The 15,478-nt window shown below is 70.4% G+C and carries 13 protein-coding genes; 3 read left to right on the forward strand and 10 right to left on the reverse strand.

The window, feature by feature from the left end; genetic code table 11:
- Positions 1 to 131: 131 nt before the first annotated feature.
- Positions 132 to 1,346 carry a helix-turn-helix domain-containing protein gene (locus ACFXBC_RS15495; RefSeq protein ID WP_385023730.1) on the reverse strand — a complete coding sequence of 405 codons (1,215 nt, stop codon included), beginning with the start codon at positions 1,344 to 1,346 and terminating at the stop codon, positions 132 to 134.
- 873 nt (positions 1,347 to 2,219) lie between these two features.
- Between ACFXBC_RS15495 and ACFXBC_RS15500 the strand changes: the two genes are divergently transcribed.
- The gene (locus ACFXBC_RS15500) at positions 2,220 to 2,741 is read left to right on the forward strand and encodes a universal stress protein (RefSeq protein WP_385023732.1); all 522 of its coding nucleotides are present in this window, start codon (positions 2,220 to 2,222) and stop codon (positions 2,739 to 2,741) included.
- A 214-nt stretch (positions 2,742 to 2,955) separates the two neighbouring features.
- On the opposite strand, the gene glmS is transcribed toward ACFXBC_RS15500, so the two are convergent.
- On the reverse strand, positions 2,956 to 4,773 hold the full coding sequence (gene glmS / locus ACFXBC_RS15505; RefSeq protein ID WP_385023734.1) for a glutamine--fructose-6-phosphate transaminase (isomerizing): 1,818 nt from the start codon (positions 4,771 to 4,773) through the stop codon (positions 2,956 to 2,958).
- 26 nt (positions 4,774 to 4,799) lie between these two features.
- The gene (locus tag ACFXBC_RS15510) at positions 4,800 to 5,075 is read right to left on the reverse strand and encodes a hypothetical protein (RefSeq protein WP_385023736.1); all 276 of its coding nucleotides are present in this window, start codon (positions 5,073 to 5,075) and stop codon (positions 4,800 to 4,802) included.
- A 216-nt stretch (positions 5,076 to 5,291) separates the two neighbouring features.
- Between ACFXBC_RS15510 and ACFXBC_RS15515 the strand changes: the two genes are divergently transcribed.
- Complete coding sequence (locus tag ACFXBC_RS15515; RefSeq protein ID WP_385023738.1) at positions 5,292 to 6,947, forward strand: beta-N-acetylhexosaminidase; 1,656 nt, start codon at positions 5,292 to 5,294, stop codon at positions 6,945 to 6,947.
- A 91-nt stretch (positions 6,948 to 7,038) separates the two neighbouring features.
- On the opposite strand, the gene ACFXBC_RS15520 is transcribed toward ACFXBC_RS15515, so the two are convergent.
- The 7 genes from ACFXBC_RS15520 to ACFXBC_RS15550 all read right to left on the reverse strand — a co-directional run bounded on the left by ACFXBC_RS15520 (position 7,039) and on the right by ACFXBC_RS15550 (position 14,279).
- Entirely contained in the window at positions 7,039 to 8,067 is a 1,029-nt protein-coding gene (locus ACFXBC_RS15520; protein WP_385023740.1) for an ABC transporter substrate-binding protein, read from the reverse strand.
- Between the two features lie 217 nt (positions 8,068 to 8,284).
- Entirely contained in the window at positions 8,285 to 8,995 is a 711-nt protein-coding gene (locus ACFXBC_RS15525) for a response regulator (RefSeq protein WP_385023742.1), read from the reverse strand.
- Positions 8,992 to 10,233 carry a sensor histidine kinase gene (locus ACFXBC_RS15530; RefSeq protein ID WP_385023744.1) on the reverse strand — a complete coding sequence of 414 codons (1,242 nt, stop codon included), beginning with the start codon at positions 10,231 to 10,233 and terminating at the stop codon, positions 8,992 to 8,994. Before ACFXBC_RS15530 ends, ACFXBC_RS15525 begins: the two co-directional genes overlap by 4 nt.
- Before the next feature lie 74 nt (positions 10,234 to 10,307).
- A complete protein-coding gene (locus ACFXBC_RS15535; RefSeq protein WP_385023746.1) occupies positions 10,308 to 10,868 on the reverse strand; it encodes a hypothetical protein in 561 nt (186 codons plus the stop codon).
- Between the two features lie 315 nt (positions 10,869 to 11,183).
- A complete protein-coding gene (locus ACFXBC_RS15540) occupies positions 11,184 to 11,915 on the reverse strand; it encodes an amino acid ABC transporter ATP-binding protein (protein WP_385023748.1) in 732 nt (243 codons plus the stop codon).
- Positions 11,915 to 13,414: an ABC transporter substrate-binding protein/permease gene (locus ACFXBC_RS15545; RefSeq protein ID WP_385023750.1), complete on the reverse strand. Its 1,500-nt coding sequence runs from the start codon at positions 13,412 to 13,414 to the stop codon at positions 11,915 to 11,917. Before ACFXBC_RS15545 ends, ACFXBC_RS15540 begins: the two co-directional genes overlap by 1 nt.
- A gap of 118 nt (positions 13,415 to 13,532) precedes the next feature.
- On the reverse strand, positions 13,533 to 14,279 hold the full coding sequence (locus tag ACFXBC_RS15550) for an IclR family transcriptional regulator (RefSeq protein WP_385023752.1): 747 nt from the start codon (positions 14,277 to 14,279) through the stop codon (positions 13,533 to 13,535).
- Positions 14,280 to 14,575: 296 nt separating this feature from the next.
- Here ACFXBC_RS15550 and ACFXBC_RS15555 point away from each other — a divergent pair, with 296 nt between their 5' ends.
- Positions 14,576 to 15,040 (forward strand): MarR family transcriptional regulator, encoded by a 465-nt coding sequence (locus ACFXBC_RS15555; RefSeq protein WP_385023754.1) that lies wholly within the window; start codon positions 14,576 to 14,578, stop codon positions 15,038 to 15,040.
- Positions 15,041 to 15,478 lie beyond the last annotated feature (438 nt).

Genomic DNA, 15,478 nt, shown 5'->3' on the forward strand with positions numbered 1-15,478 from the left:
TAAATCTCGCAGTCGAACCACACCATGCGATCGTTCTTGCGCCCTACCTTAGCCCGGCCGGCACGGGGCGCCGCCGTCCCCCGGCGGCGGTGGGTCCCGCGGGGGCCGAGCTCCGGCCCCCTCGGGCACTCCTAGGTCGCGCTCCGCTGCCCGGGCACCACCGGGCGGCCCGGTGCATAGGTGTCCGAGCCCGGCTTTCCCGGCTCGGGCTGCACGGGGGAGCCGGGCTGTGGCGCCGTGGGCCGGTCGCCGCCCGGCGCCGGGACGCGGCGGGACTGCGGGACGCCCTCCGCCACCGGGACCACGGCCACGGCCTCGGACGGCTGCGGCCTGCGGGCCCGGTACGCCGTCCGGTACGCGGCGGGCGAGGAGCCGAGCTGGCGCCGGAAGTGGCCGCGCAGCGCGACCGGCGACCGGAAGCCGCAGCGGCCCGCGACCTCGTCCACCGAGTAGTCCGACGTCTCCAGGAGGCGCTGCGCCTGGAGCACCCGCTGGGTGATCAGCCACTGGAGCGGCGCACTGCCGGTGAGCGAGCGGAACCGGCGGTCGAACGTCCGGCGGCTCATGTACGCGCGGGCCGCCAGCGTCTCCACGTCGAACTGCTCGTGGAGGTGCTCCAGCGCCCAGGCGACGACCTCCGCCAGGGGATCGGAGCCGATTTCCTCGGGTAAAGACCTGTCGAGGTAGCGCTCCTGGCCGCCGCTCCTGCGCGGGGGGACCACCAGCCGCCTGGCGAGCGCGCCCGCCGCGTCCGCGCCGTGGTCCGTCCGCACGATGTGCAGGCACAGATCGATTCCCGCCGCGGTCCCGGCCGAGGTCAGGACGTCGCCGTCGTCCACGAAGAGCTCACGCGGGTCCACATGGACCGACGGATAGCGCTTCGCGAGCGTCGGAGCGTACATCCAGTGGGTGGTCGCCGGCCTGCCGTCGAGGAGTCCGGCGGCGGCGAGCACGAACGCGCCGGTGCACAGCCCGACGATCCGGGCGCCCTCCTCATGGGCGCGGCGCAGCGCGTCCAGCGCCTCGGGCGGCGGCGGCGAGGTGATCGACCGCCAGGCCGGGACGACGACGGTGCCGGCCCTGCTGATGGCCTCCAGGCCGTACGGCGCGGTGAGTTCGAGACCGCCCGTGGTGCGCAGCGGGCCTTCCTCGCCCGCGCTCACCAGCAGCCGGTAACGCGGCACCCCGGCGTCCTGCCGGTCGATGCCGAAGACGGAGAGCGGAATCGAGCTCTCGAATATGGGGCCGCCGCTGAAGAGCAGTACCGAGACGATCTCCTTGCGGCGGCGCCCGGAGAGCTTTCTTACGGTCTCCGCCACGGCGGTGGAGTCCTGGCCCTGACTCATGGTGCTAAGCCCCCCTCGGTGCTCACGGCTCCCTGATCCTGTCGGGACTGTCGCTCCTGCAAACTGCTTTTAATCGTCACAGCCCCTCGGTCCAGCACGAGATCCCCCGCCTTTTACCCATGATCGAATCTACTGTGTCCCGTGCTTCTGGCGTGACAAGTTCGACTGTCGGCGTTATGTCGACATGGCAACTTGGCGCGAAGCATTCGATCAGGAAGCGTTTCACTCAGGAAGCCCCCAGGGAAGTGGGCAATCCGTGCATGGCCCGTCCCAGTAGGGTGCGTGAGCCGCCGTTGGTCCTTTCATCCCTGGTGGCACGGGGGTTGACGTATCGTTCCGCCAAGGTCGGGGTAGGTCACTTAAGTTGGCTGAAAACGATCGGGCGTGCAGGTGGGATTCAGTCAGTGGACCGGCGTGCGCCTCTCAGGCTGCCACTGGAACCTGTGCGCTCCCGGCACGCCGGGCCCGCGCGCCGCGTGTACGGCGGCCGGACGGCAGCCGTACGGCCCCTGCCTGCGCGACCCGGCCCCTGCGGGCGCCCGGCAGCCGTCCGGCGGGCTGCCGTCCGGGATCCGGCACGCGCGCCGGGGAGCGCGGCGGAGCCCGTACGGGAGGCGCGCCGCGGCCGCTCTCCGGCTCCCGCGGCCCGGCGGGGAAGCTGTAGACACCACCTGGCATTGCCATTTACCGGCCTGCTCGGGCATGCTCCCTGGAACGCCGGACCGGATCGGCGGGCAGTGGGCAGGAGAGGAGTGTCGCCGTACTCTGGAGGGTATGGGCTTGGGAAGATGATTCCCGGACACAGCTCCGCCGGACACGCTCCACCGTCAACTGCCGTTCCCTCCCAAGAGGATCTTCTTCGCCGAGATACCGATGGCCGGTTACGAATTCTCCGAACCCGCGGACCGCAGGCAGATCGCCGATCCATCGGCCGAACTCCATGCGGCGGACGAACCACGTCACGCATGTGATCCCGCTTTCAGACACGGGGTCGTCGTCGGTTTCGACGGCTCGACCTCCAGTGAGCGGGCCCTCGCCTATGCCATCGGCATGGCCGTACGACTGGGCTCCGGCCTGATCATCGTCCATGTCGCCAACCGGCTGCCGACCACGGTCTGGGCGGGCTGCGAGCCCCCCGTCTTCGTGGACGTGCCGGACCACAGAACCGAAGTGCTCGGCCTCGAACTGGCCTGCGCGGACTACCTCGCCGATGTGCCGTGGATCCTGGTGGAGCGCGGCGGCGACATCTGCCACGAACTGGAGGAGGTCGGCCGGGAGTACGAGGCGAACGCGATCGTCGTCGGCTCCACCCACGGCATCGTCGGGCGGATCTTCGGTTCGGTGGCCGGCCGCCTCGCGCGGCGCGCCCAGCGGCCGGTCATCGTCATCCCGTAACGCCTGCGGGTCCGGCCCGTGTGTGCCGTCTGCCCGGAGCCGGTCCCGCGGGCCGTCTGCCCGGAGCCGGTCCCGGGGCCCGTCCACCCGGCCGCCCGGCACACAACACCGGCTGCCCCCGGGGCGGTTGGCGCCGGGAGCAGCCGGGAGCAGCCGGACGCGGTGGACGGCAGCCGGTCACGGCAGGCCGGGGCGTCCGTGACCGGCCGGGCGGCTACTCGACGGTGACCGACTTCGCCAGGTTGCGCGGCTTGTCGATGTCCCGGCCCAGGGACAACGCCGTGTGGTAGGCGAGCAGTTGCAGCGGGATGCCCATCAGGATCGGATCCAGCTCGTCCTCGTTCTTGGGCACCACGACCGTGTGGTCGGCCTTCGGCTGCTCCTGGTGCGCGACCGCGAGGATGCGCCCATCGCGCGCCTTGATCTCCTCCAGCGCCGCCCGGTTCTTCTCCAGCAGATCGTCGTCGGGCACGATCGCGACGGTCGGCATGGCGGGCTCGATCAGCGCGAGCGGCCCGTGCTTCAGCTCCGACGCCGGGTACGCCTCGGCGTGGATGTACGAGACCTCCTTGAGCTTCAGGGACGCCTCCCGTGCCACCGGATAGCCGCGCACCCGCCCGATGAACATCATCGACCTGGCGTCCGCGTACTCGGCGGCCAGCTTCTCGATCTCGTCCTCCCGGTCCAGGATCTCGGCGATCTGGCCCGGCAGCTTGCGCAGCCCCGCGATGATCCGCTTGCCGTCCGCCACCGAGAGGTCACGGATCCGGCCCAGGTGGAGCGCGAGCAGTGCGAAGGAGACGACCGTGTTGGTGAAGCACTTGGTCGAGACGACACAGACCTCCGGGCCCGCGTGCACATACACCCCGCCGTCGGTCTCGCGGGCGATGGCGGAGCCGACGACATTCACCACGCCCAGCACCCGGGCGCCCTTGCGCTTCAGCTCCTGCACCGCCGCCAGCACGTCGTACGTCTCACCGGACTGGGACACGGCGACATACAGCGTGTCGGGGTCCACCACCGGGTTGCGGTAGCGGAACTCGGACGCCGGCTCGGCGTCCGCGGGGATCCTGGCCAGCTCCTCGATCAGCTGGGCGCCCATCTGCCCCGCGTGGTACGAGGTGCCGCAGCCGAGGATCTTCACCCGGCGTACGCCCCGCGCGTCCCGGGCGTCCAGGTTCAGTCCGCCCAGGTGCACGGTGGAGAAACGGTCGTCGATCCGGCCGCGCAGCACCCGGTCGACCGCCTCGGCCTGCTCGGAGATCTCCTTGTGCATATACGTGTCGTGGCCGCCCATGTCGTACGACTCGGCCTCCCACTCCACGGTGGTCTGCGTCGGCGATGTGGTGGAGCCCTCGGTCGTGTACGTACGGAAGTCGTCGGCCTTGAGGGTGGCCATCTCGCCGTCGTCCAGCGTGACGACCTGGCGGGTGTGCGAGACGAGGGCCGCCACGTCGGACGCGACGAACATCTCCTTCTCGCCGACGCCCAGGACGACCGGCGAGCCGTTGCGGGCGACGACGATGCGGTCAGGGAAGTCCGCGTGCATGACCGCGACGCCGTAGGTGCCCTCGATCAGCCGCAGGGCCTCGCGGACCTTCTCCTCCAGCGTCGCCGCGGGGGAGCGGGCGATGAGGTGGGTGAGTACCTCGGTGTCGGTCTCGGAGAGGAACTCCACGCCTTCGGCGTTGAGCCGGGCGCGGAGGTCGGACGCGTTGTCGATGATGCCGTTGTGGACGACGGCGACCTTGTTCTCCGCGTCCAGGTGCGGGTGGGCGTTGTGGTCGCTGGGGGCGCCGTGGGTGGCCCAGCGGGTGTGGGCGATCCCGGTGGTGCCGGTGAACCGCTTGGGGACCCGGGCCTCCAGGTCACGCACGCGGCCCTTCGCCTTGACCATCTTCAGCGCGGCGGACTTGGGCGAGGAGATGACGATGCCGGAGGAGTCGTACCCCCGGTACTCAAGCCGCTGCAGCCCCTCCAGCAGCAGCGGTGCCACATCGCGCTTGCCGATGTACCCGACGATTCCGCACATATCGTTCCTCGGTTTCCTCTTGGTTCCTAGCCGTAGATCATGCGGCGCAGCTGCCGCAGCGAGAGCTCGGGCGGTGCCACTGCACGATGAGGCAGCTCGTCCGAGATCTGCTGGAAGATGTCCGGGTTCGTCTGTCCACGGGCCTGCAGTTCGCGGTGGCGCCTGCGGACGAACTCCTCCGTCGTCTCGTCGAAGTAGGCCAGCACATCGAGGACCACCCGGGCGGCTTCGCCGCGCTGGAGGGCGGAGCTGCGCACCAGGTGGTCGATGAGGTCGTCGTACGACGGACGGGATGCGGACACCTGTTGATATTGGAGTGGTGCGAGGTCATGCGCAATATTTCTGCCCGGTATCGGGCAGATATGGCCCGGTCGGCCGCTACGGAATCAGTTGTTCCGGCCCCATGCGCCCCCAGGAGTGGTCTATACCCTTGACCCTCCCAGGGGCGTGCGGTACCCATGGGGCACGTTCGGTTGCCCAGCACCACAGTTGCGAGACCCTCCGAAGGGAATCCGCTTGTGAGACTGCACAGAACACCCGGATCCAGGTCCCTGCACCGGTCCCTGCCCAGGTCCCTGCCCCGGTTCCTCGGTACTTTCCTGCTCGTCGCGGCCGCCGGGTTCGCCGGCACCGGAGCGGCCCCCGCCGCCGGCCCCACCGCGTCCGCCGCCCCCGCCGTCCGTCCGCTGGGCGCGATCATCCCGGCGCCCTCCTCCGTGCACCCCGGCGGCGCCCCGTACGCGATCACCGCCAGGACCCGCATCCGGGCGGACTCCGCCGAGGCGCGCCAGGCCGGCTCGTATCTGGCGGGGCTGCTCCGCCCTTCCACCGGATACCCGCTGCCGGTCACCGGCGCCGCGCACGGCGGCCGCGACGACATCACCCTGACGCTCAGCCCCCGTGAGCACGGCCTCGGCGACGAGGGGTACCGGCTGGTCAGCTCCGTACGAGGGCTCACCATCACGGCGCGGAAGTCCGCCGGGCTCTTCCACGGTGTCCAGACGCTGCGTCAGCAACTGCCGGCGGCCGTCGAGGCGCACCGGCGGCAGCCCGGACCGTGGCAGATCGCGGGCGGCACCGTCACCGACGTACCCCGGTACGCCTACCGGGGCGCCATGCTCGATGTCTCGCGCCACTTCTTCACCGTCCAGCAGGTCGAGCGGTACATCGACGAGCTGGCGCTCTACAAGATCAACAAACTGCATCTGCACCTCAGCGACGACCAGGGCTGGCGCATCGCCATCTCCACCTGGCCGAAGCTCGCCACCTACGGCGGCTCGACCGAGGTCGGCGGCGGCAAGGGCGGCTACTACACCAAGGCGGACTACCGGGAGATCGTGCGTTACGCGGCCTCGCGCCATCTCGACGTCGTCCCCGAGATCGATCTGCCCTCGCACACCAACGCGGCCCTCGCCTCCTACCCGGAGCTGAACTGCGACGGCGTCGCGCCCCCGCTCTACACCGGCACCGAGGTCGGCTTCAGCTCGCTGTGCGTGCCCAAGCCGGTGACGTACGACTTCGTGGACGACGTGGTGCGTGAACTGGCCGCGCTCACCCCCGGGCAGTATCTGCACATCGGCGGCGACGAGGCGCACTCCACCAGCCAGGCCGACTACAACGCCTTCATGGACAAGGCGAAGGCCATCGTCACCAAGCACGGCAAGAAGGTCGAGGGCTGGCACCAGATCACCGCGGCGGCCCCGGTGAAGGGCGAGATCGCCCAGTACTGGGGATATGACGCGACCGGCGCCGCCGAGCGTGCGGAGGTCGTGGCGGCGGCGAAGAAGGGCACCAAACTGGTGATCTCGCCGGCCGACCGCGCCTACCTCGACATGAAGTACACGGCCGACACCAAGCTCGGCCTGGACTGGGCCGGTCTGGTCCCGGTGCAGCGCTCGTACGACTGGAACCCGGAGACCTATCTGGCGGGCGCGCCGGCCGGTTCGGTCCTCGGGGTCGAGGCGCCGCTCTGGGCGGAGACGCTGACCACCAGCGAGGACATCGACTACATGGCCTTCCCGAGGCTGCCCGGCATCGCCGAACTGGGCTGGTCGCCGCAGTCCACCCACGACTGGGACGCCTACCGGACCCGACTCGCCGCGCAGGCGCCCCGGTGGGACGCGCTCGGGATCGGCTACTACCGGTCGCCCCAGGTGGACTGGCCCGCGGGGTAGCGGTCCCGGGGTCCCGGTGGGCCCGGCGTACGGAGAGGACCGGTCTCCGTACGCCGGGCTGTCCGGGCGACCGGCTCCGGCCGGCTGCTGGTCAGCTGACCTTCTTCGCCGTCTCTATCGCCTTGGCCAGCGCCTCCAGGGCCGGGGCGCACTTGTCGTAGGAGAAGATCGGGTCGGTCGTGGAGCGCGGGATGACCTGTCCGGCCTTGACCGCGGGCAGCTGGCCCCAGGTCGGCTTGGACTTCAGCGCGGACGGCTGGAGGGCGGAGGTCCGGTTGTCCATCATGATGATGTCGGCCGGGTACTTGTCGGCGTTCTCCCAGCTCAGGTCCTCGAACCAGCCGTCCTTGTCGACCTTGTCCGGCACGACGATGTTGACGCCGAGCTCCTTGAAGTACCGCAGGTCGGCCGAGGGCTCCGGGGTCGAGATGTAGAGCAGGTCGGCGCTGGCCGAGCCGATGAGCACCTTGATCTTCGGGTTGGCCTTCGCGGCGGAGCGCAGCCGGGCCGCCGCCTTCTCGAAGCGGGCCTTGGCGTCGGTGACCTTCTTGGCCTTCAGGTCGGCGCCGAGGGACTGGGCGAGCTCGGCGTGGCGCTGGAGCGCGGCGGGCATCGAGGTGCGGGCGACCATGAGCGCGGCGCTCGGGGCGAGCTTGAGGATCTTGGACTTGGACTCGTCGGGCACGTACCAGAGGGCGCCCTTGTCGTACATGCCGGTGATCAGCAACTGGGGGCCGAGCGCCGCGTACTTCTCGACGTTGAACTCGCCCCATACGTTGCCGAGTATCTCGACCTTGCTGATGTCGAGGTCGCCGGCCTGGACGTCGGGCTTGCCGTCCTTGGTCTTGGTCGGACCGAAGACCGCCGCGACCTCGACGCCGTAGTCGTGCAGCGCCGCCGCGGTCCCGGTGAAGGCGACGATCTTGGTGGGGGTCGAGTCGGCCTTGGCGGTGATACCGCGGTCGTCCTTGAAGGACCAGGGGCCCGAGTCCGATTTCGCAGAGCCCGAGCTCTTCGAACCGCTGCCGCCGCAGGCGCTGAGGGCGGCACCGGCACCGATGACGCCGCCTGCGGCGAGGATGCCGCGGCGGGAGAAGTGGGAGGCGCGGGCGAGGGGCATGGCTGGGCTCTGCTTTCCGTACGTGCCGGGACGGCCACTGGTGGCTCCGGATCGGGCGAATCCAGGTCGAGCGATTCCCGGTCAGGCTAGCCTAACCTCACCTTTTGCCCACCGGGTGGGGGCCGTACCTGCTGCCCGGCCCGGACACGGTGCGGGGCGGGGCGGGGTCGTACGAGAGGGGCGCGGCCGGTGTGCGGGGGAGTGGTTACGGGGGCGGTCACGGGGTCCGCTCGGCCAGCCCGGACCGCCAGGCCCAGGCGATCAGCGAACCCCGGTCCTCCAGGGCCAGTTTGGCCAGGACGTGGTTGAGGTGGGTCTTGACCGTCGCCTGGCTGACCACCATCTCCTTGGCCACCTGCCGGTTGTTGAGGCCCTGGGCCACCAGCCGTACGACGTCGACCTCGCGGCGGGTGAGGCCCTCGGCCCCGGGCGGAAGCCCGGCCGCCGCCTCCGCCGTGGGCGCGGCGGGGGCAGGCACTGCGGGCGCGGAAGCGGCCGATTCCCTTTCGTTCACGACGAGTTCGACCAGGCGGCGCTGGACCGCGGGGTCGAGCGCGGTGTGTCCGGCGGCCACATCGCGGACCGCGGCGAGCACCGCCTCGCCGGTGGCGTCCTTCGTCAGATAGCCGGAGGCGCCCGCCCGCAGCGCCGGCATCACCGCGTCGTCGTCCGCGTACGTGGTCAGGATGAGCACCCGGACCCCGATGTCCGCGGCGACGACCCGGGCCGTCACCTCGGCGCCGGTCAGCCCCGGCATCCGCAGATCGACGAGGGCGACATCGGGCCGCTCCTCCGTGGCCAGCCGCACCGCCTCGGGCCCGTCACCCGCTTCGGCGACCACCTCCATGTCGTCGGCCGACGAGAGCAGCAGCACGACCCCGTCCCGCACCACTGCCTGATCGTCCGCCACCAGCACCCGAATCGTCACCCGTCCGCCTTCCCGCCAGGGCGCGGCGTCCGGACGCCGGCCGATGTCTGCACGGCCCCATCCTGCCTGCCCGGCCCGTCGCCCACGGCCCCCGGGACCGGTACCCGCACCTCGGTCCGCCAGCCAGGACCGCCGGGCGCCGGGCCGGCGGACAGCGTCCCGCCGACGGCCTCGATCCGCTCGGCCATGCTCCGCAGCCCGGTGCCGCTGCCCTGTACGCCCGACGGTCCGCGGCCGACCGGGCGCCCGTGGTCGCGGACCTCCACCCGCAACTCCGCTTCCGTCCAGGCCAGATCCACGTCGATGACGCTCCCGGTCGCGTACCGCGCCGCGTTCGTCAGCGACTCCTGGACCGCCCGGTACACCGCATGGCCCGCGTCGGCGCCGAGCGGGTGCGGCCGGCCGGTGACCCGCAGGTGGGCGTCGCCGGGGAAACCGCCGACCAGGCCCTTGAGGTCGTCCACCCCACGGAGCGGTGCGTGGCGCAGCGCGCCGACCGCGGCGCGCGCCTCCTGGACCCCGTCCCGTGCGAGGTCCGCCGCCCGGTCGAGCGGGCCGGTCAGCGATGCGGGGGCGCCGTCCCGGTTCGCGATCGCCCGCACCGCCTGCAGCTGCACGGAGAGCCCGGCCAGGCTGTGCGCCAGTACGTCGTGCATCTCCCTGGCGATACGGCTGCGCTCCTCGACGGCCGCCGCCTCCTGGAGGGCCTGCCGGGACGCCTCCACCTCGGCCAGCAGCGCAACGGCCCGGTCCCGCTCGGTCTGGAGGGCGGTGTGCTCCACGGACCGGTCGGCGAGCAGCCAGACGCCCACCCCGGCCAGCAGCCCGGCCAGGCTGGCGGTGATCACCATGATCGTGATCCCGTACACGGCCGACACCACCGCGACGCCGGTCGTCCGCATGGGCCCCGCGGGCAGCCGCAGAACGAGGACGGCGACGCCCGCGAGCACCGGTACGGAGCCGAGCCCGGTCGGCACGAGGAGCGAGATCGCGAGACCGGCACCGATGGTGACCGTCGCGCCCACGGCGCCCAGGACGGACGGCAGCATCCGCCGGCCCAGCAGCATCCCCAGCTCAGCGAGGACTCCCAGCGCACCGACGACGATCCTGAGGGACGTTCCGTGGGCCGCGAGCACGGTGACCGCCATACAGGCCACCATGGCCGCCGCGCCCCTGAAAGAGCCCCGGTCCAGCGGTTTCCAGCCCGGTGCTTCCCAGACCGGCGTGCTCCAGTCCACCGGGTTCCTCCACCAGCGCCCGTTCATCCCCGCACTCCGTTCTCCGCCGGCCGGTCCGTTCCGGTCCGCCCCGGTCAGACGTAGGTGCCGGGGCGCGGCGCCGGTGCGGCGGACGGCGACTCGGCGTGGGTGGCGTGGTTGTTGCGGGCCATCAGGAGCCCGCCCCGGGCGACGATCGTACCGATCCGTACGACGACCTCGCCGAACGCCATCAGGACGAGGGCCACCACCCAGGCCTGGCCGCTGGTGATGTCATGGGCGACGGAGAAGTGCGCGAGATGGGTCTGGCCGGAGGGGTGGCTCGACCAGATGGCGAAGCCGAGCCGGAAGCCCATGCAGATCACCCAGAGCGCCGCGGCGCTCGCGGTGGCCCTGATGCGCACGTGACCTTCCGCGTAGCGGACGCGGGTCAGCAGGCCGGAGACGAGGCCGAAGACGATTCCCACGCCGGCGAACCCCGCGATCAGCGGCAGGTCGTTCCCCGCGGTCGGGAAGGCGTCCAGGTAGTTGAAGCCGGTCCAGGTGATGATGCCGAGGGGCAGCAGGACGGTGCGGGCGGTGAGCCGCTCCTCCTTGAGCTGCCGGAAGACGATGAGGAGGAGGGCGATGTCGATGATCCAGTCGGTGAGCGTCATGGCTTCGACTATTCGCTCCGGCGCCCCGGATTCCCTCAACCTACGGGTGGAACGCGGGTGGAACCCGGGTGCAGCCGGACCTCCACCCGGGGCGTGAGGCCGCAGGTGGAGCCCGCCCCGTCCGGAGACCTCCCGGTGGCGCCCTGCCGGCCCGGAGCCCGGCCCGTCCGGCGCCCTGCCGGTCCGGATGCGGCCCGCCCGCACCGGCAGAAGGACCCCGTAGCGGACCGCACCGGCAGGAGCACCCCGTAGCGGACCGATCCCGGAGGGCGGACCCCGTAACGGACCGCACCCGGCGGGCGGACCCCGTAACGGCTACAGCACCTTCGCCAGGAAGGTCCGGACCCGCTCGTTCTCGTTCGTGTCGGAGAAGAACTCGTCGGGCGGCAGATCCGCGGCGATCCGGCCGCCGTCGATGAAGACGACCCGGTCGGCCACCTTGCGGGCGAAGCCCATCTCGTGTGTGACCACGACCATGGTCATGCCCTCCTTGGCCAGCCCGGTCATGACGTCCAGGACGTCCTGGACGACCTCCGGGTCCAGCGCGGACGTCGGCTCGTCGAACAGCATCAGCTCGGGGTCCATGGCCACCGCCCGTGCGATGGCGACCCGCTGCTTCTGCCCGCCGGAGAGCCGGTTCGGGTAGACGTCGGCACGCCCGAGCATGCCGACCCGGTCCAGCAGGGCGCGGCCCTTGGTCTCGGCCTCCTCGCGCGTCCTGCCGAGCACGTTCATCTGCGGCAGCACCACATTGCGCAGCGCCGTCATGTGCGGGAAGAGGTTGAACTGCTGGAAGACCATGCCCATCCGGGCACGCAGCCGGTCCAGGTTGGACTCGGTGGCGCTGAGTTCGTCGCCCGAGAACACGACGCGTCCCGATGTCGGGGTCTCCAGCAGGTTGAGACAGCGCAGGAACGTCGACTTGCCGCCGCCGCTGGGCCCGATGACCGCCACCACCTGTCCGGGCTCGACGGTGAAGTCGATGCCGCGCAGGACCTCGTGGTCGCCGAACGACTTGGTGACGCCCTGGGTTTCGAGGAGTGCCATCAGACGTACACCGCCATCTTCTTCTCTATCGCATGGGTCGCGAAACCGATGATGTTGGTGAGGATGTAGTAGAGGAGGCCGATGAAGAGATAGACGGTCAGGGCGTCGAACGTCCTGGATATGACCGTCTGGCCCACCAGGAACAGCTCGCTGATCGTGACGAACGAGACCAGCGTGGAGTTCTTCGTCAGCGAGACGAACTCGTTGCCCAGCGGCGGCAGCATCCGCAGGAACGCCTGCGGTACGACGACATGGCGCATGGCCGACGCATGGGACATCCCGCAGGACCTGGCCGCCTCGATCTGCCCCCGGTCCACCGACTGCACGGCGCCCCGGAAGATCTCGGTGACGTACGAGCCGCTGTACAGGCCGAGCGAGAGCACCCCCGCGACCATGGGCGGCAGTTGCAGCCCGAGCTGGGGCAGACCGAAGTAGATCAGGAAGAGCTGGACGACGAAGGGGGTGCCGCGGATCACGGAGACATAGGCGTTGCCCAGCCAGCGCACCGGCGCGATCCCGCTGAGCCTGGCGAAGCCGCCCACCATGCCGAACAGCAGGCTCAGGCAGAGCGACATGAGGATGACCTCGATGCTCACCAGCAGGCCGTGCCATATCTGGCCCCAGGAGTCGATGATCGTCTGCGGGTTGAGCAGCGCGTGCTTCTTCTTGGCCTTGGCCTGGGCCGCGGCCCCGAACCACTTGTGGGTCAGCTTCCCGTAGGAGCCGTCGCTCTTCATCGCCTTCAGCGCGCCGTTGAACGCGGCGGTCACCGCTGTGTCCGCCTTCGGGAAGGCGTAGCCGTAGTCCTCGCCCGTCAGACGCTTGCCGACCTGCTTGAGGCCGCCCTGCTGGGAGGCGAAGTACTGGCCGGCCGGGGCTCCGGTGACGACGGCCGCGGCCTGGCCCAGCTTCACGGACGAGAACATCTGCTGGTTGGTCTGCACCGTGACCAGCTTGGCCCGCGGCTGGTTCTCCTTGAGCCACTCCACGGACTTGGTGCCGACCTGGACCGCGACCCGCTTGCCCGCGAGGTCGTCCAGGGAGTGGACCGTGTCGTCCTTGTCGGCGGTGAACATCGCGAGCCCGCCCGGGTAGTACACGTCCGAGAAGTCGATGACCTTGGAGCGCTCCTTGTTGATGTAGATCCCGGAGGCCCCGACGTCGATCTGGTGGGCCTGGAGCGCCGGGACGATGTTCCCGAACGGCATCTGCGTGAAGCTGACCTTCTTGATGCCCGCACGCTTGGCGAGCGCCCTGACCAGCTCGATGTCGAAGCCGACCCGGCCGCCCTTGGCGTCGGTGAACTCGAAGGGCGGGAAGGTGGCGTCGGTGCCCACCCGCAGGGTGGCCCGCCCCGAGCGCAGCTGTTCCAGCTTCTGGGACCCCTTGTCCGCCTGCTGAGCGGCGGAGGCGGGTGAGGCCGCGGCCAGCAGAAGGAAGGACGAGAGGAGCCCGGCCAGCACGGCTGCGCCCCTTCGCCCGACGGGTGCTCTTACCATGTTCCACTCCATTCGGGCCTTGCGTTTGTACGAGTTCAGGTGACGGGGCTGTGGCGGCGTAACACCTGGCGCCCGGCGCACCCCTCGTAGCGGGCGGCCCGTGGGCGGTCCCGGGCCGTCACGTCGGCGGCTCATCGAGTCGGCCGATGTCCTGCGCGGCGGCGTGCGTGAGGGTGAGCAGCGCCTGGTGGTTGCGGCGGCCCCGGAACTCAGGGGCCATGGTGGAGACCGTTCCGGTGAGCCGGCCCTCCGGGTCGAGGACCGGGACGCTGACGCCCCAGACGCCCTCGTCGACGGCCCCGGTGCTCATGGCGTACCCGCGGTCGCGGATGCGGTGGAGGTCGGCGGCCAGCGCCTCGGCCTCGGCCGGGCCCAGCCCGTGCGCGGCGCAGACCTCGCTCACGCGTGCGGCCGGGAGGTGGGCCAGGAGCGCCTGTGCGCTCGCCCCGAAGGTGAGCGGCTGGCCGAGCCCCGGTGAGAAGCTGCACTTGATCACGCGTGATCCCTCGGCGGCCTCGACGCACAGGACGTGCTGGCCGCTGGGTATCAGGAAGGCCGCCAGCTCCTCGGTGTCGGCCGCCAGCCGCTCCAGCCGGCGCTTCACGCCCCCGCCGCTGAGCATCTCGCGCCGGTAGTTCACCGCCATCTGCACGGCGAGCGACCCCGCGCAGTACCGGCCGCGCGTCCGCGTCGGGCTGACGAGCCCCAGCCTGGTCAGGTCGCCCAGGTGGCGGTAGACCGCACTGACGGGGATGCCGGTGCGGCGGGAGAGGTCCTGAGCGGTCACAGACGCCTGCTCGGCGAGCACGGCCAGGATGGCACCGGTTCTGTGGGCGGGACCCGGAGCGGTCTTTCCGGTAATCACCCGGCAGACCTTAGGGAACAAATCCAGCCACGACGAGACCGTTGTCTCACCCACTGGGAAGTTGGCTATCAGTCAGTGGGAGATGTGCGATGTGACGGAGTTGGTGACTGCTTTTGTGAATTATCCGTATCTATAGGGATATTCCTTGTTGAGGTCTGTCCGGTTGATGCGCTCTGGGGTCCGGAGGGGAACCTGTCGCACGAGGCTGGAAGACGGCCAAAAATACGGCCTTGACCTCAATCAATCTTGAGGTTCTACGGTGACCGCGTTCCGTCGATGACGACACGGAGGGGTACGTGGGCATGACATTGAGGGAGTACGCGCAAGAGGAGCTGGCTGCTCAACCCATCGGCGCATGGACCGGCGAAGCGTCCCGGCTGGTGGTCGGAGCCATCCGTGCGCAGTTGGCGGTGGAGGGCCTTACGCAGCCGCACTGGTGGACGCTCAACCACGTCGCCGGAGCGCCTGGCACGTGGACTCGCGCAGCTTTGATCGAGCGGCTGGCGAAGTGGGACGACCTCGGGATCGACTTCAACGGTGTCTTCGACGACCTGATCGCCCGTGGCTGGCTGACGGAGGAAGCAGGGTTCATGAAGTTGACCGAGGCGGGGGAGGACGGGCGCGTCCGGGCCACGGAGCGCAGCCTGCGCGTGCACCGGCAGGTTCACGAAGACATTGACACGGCCGACTTCGTGACCACGATCAACGTCCTGCGCCGGATGGTCGCGAACCTGGGTGGTGAGGGCAACCTGCCCGACTGACGGGGTGCCCAGGCGGCTTGACTACGAGTCCGTCGCTCCGGCGAGGTGTGTACTGGTGGGGCGCACGTGCTCCGGGAACGAGAACGGGCAAACCGCCTACCGTCACGCGGTGCTGGTCGTCGTCAATCGCGGCCTCCCCGTCGTCGCCATCGACGGCGGGGAGGGCACGCGTGTCGCGGTAGTGCTCAGGTCAGTGCCGGCTCGACCGGGTCAGTTCTGAGCGGCGTTGTTGTACCCCACCAGATTGACGGTCCCTGAGGGCACGCCCACGTGAGCTGCGGCCTGTGCGGCCCTCCAAGATGGTGACGGCGTGGGAGCCGCCGATGGAGGTGGATCGGATCCGCCATCGCCGGAGCGCAGACGGCGACCTCTGGACCGTAGTCGGAGGGCCGGGCATATTCGCCGTTAAGGCGTGTTTCAGTTGGCGAGTGCGCTGTA

Origin of the sequence: Streptomyces sp. NPDC059398, assembly GCF_042751845.1 — a bacterium.
In the GTDB taxonomy this organism is placed as follows: domain Bacteria; phylum Actinomycetota; class Actinomycetes; order Streptomycetales; family Streptomycetaceae; genus Streptomyces.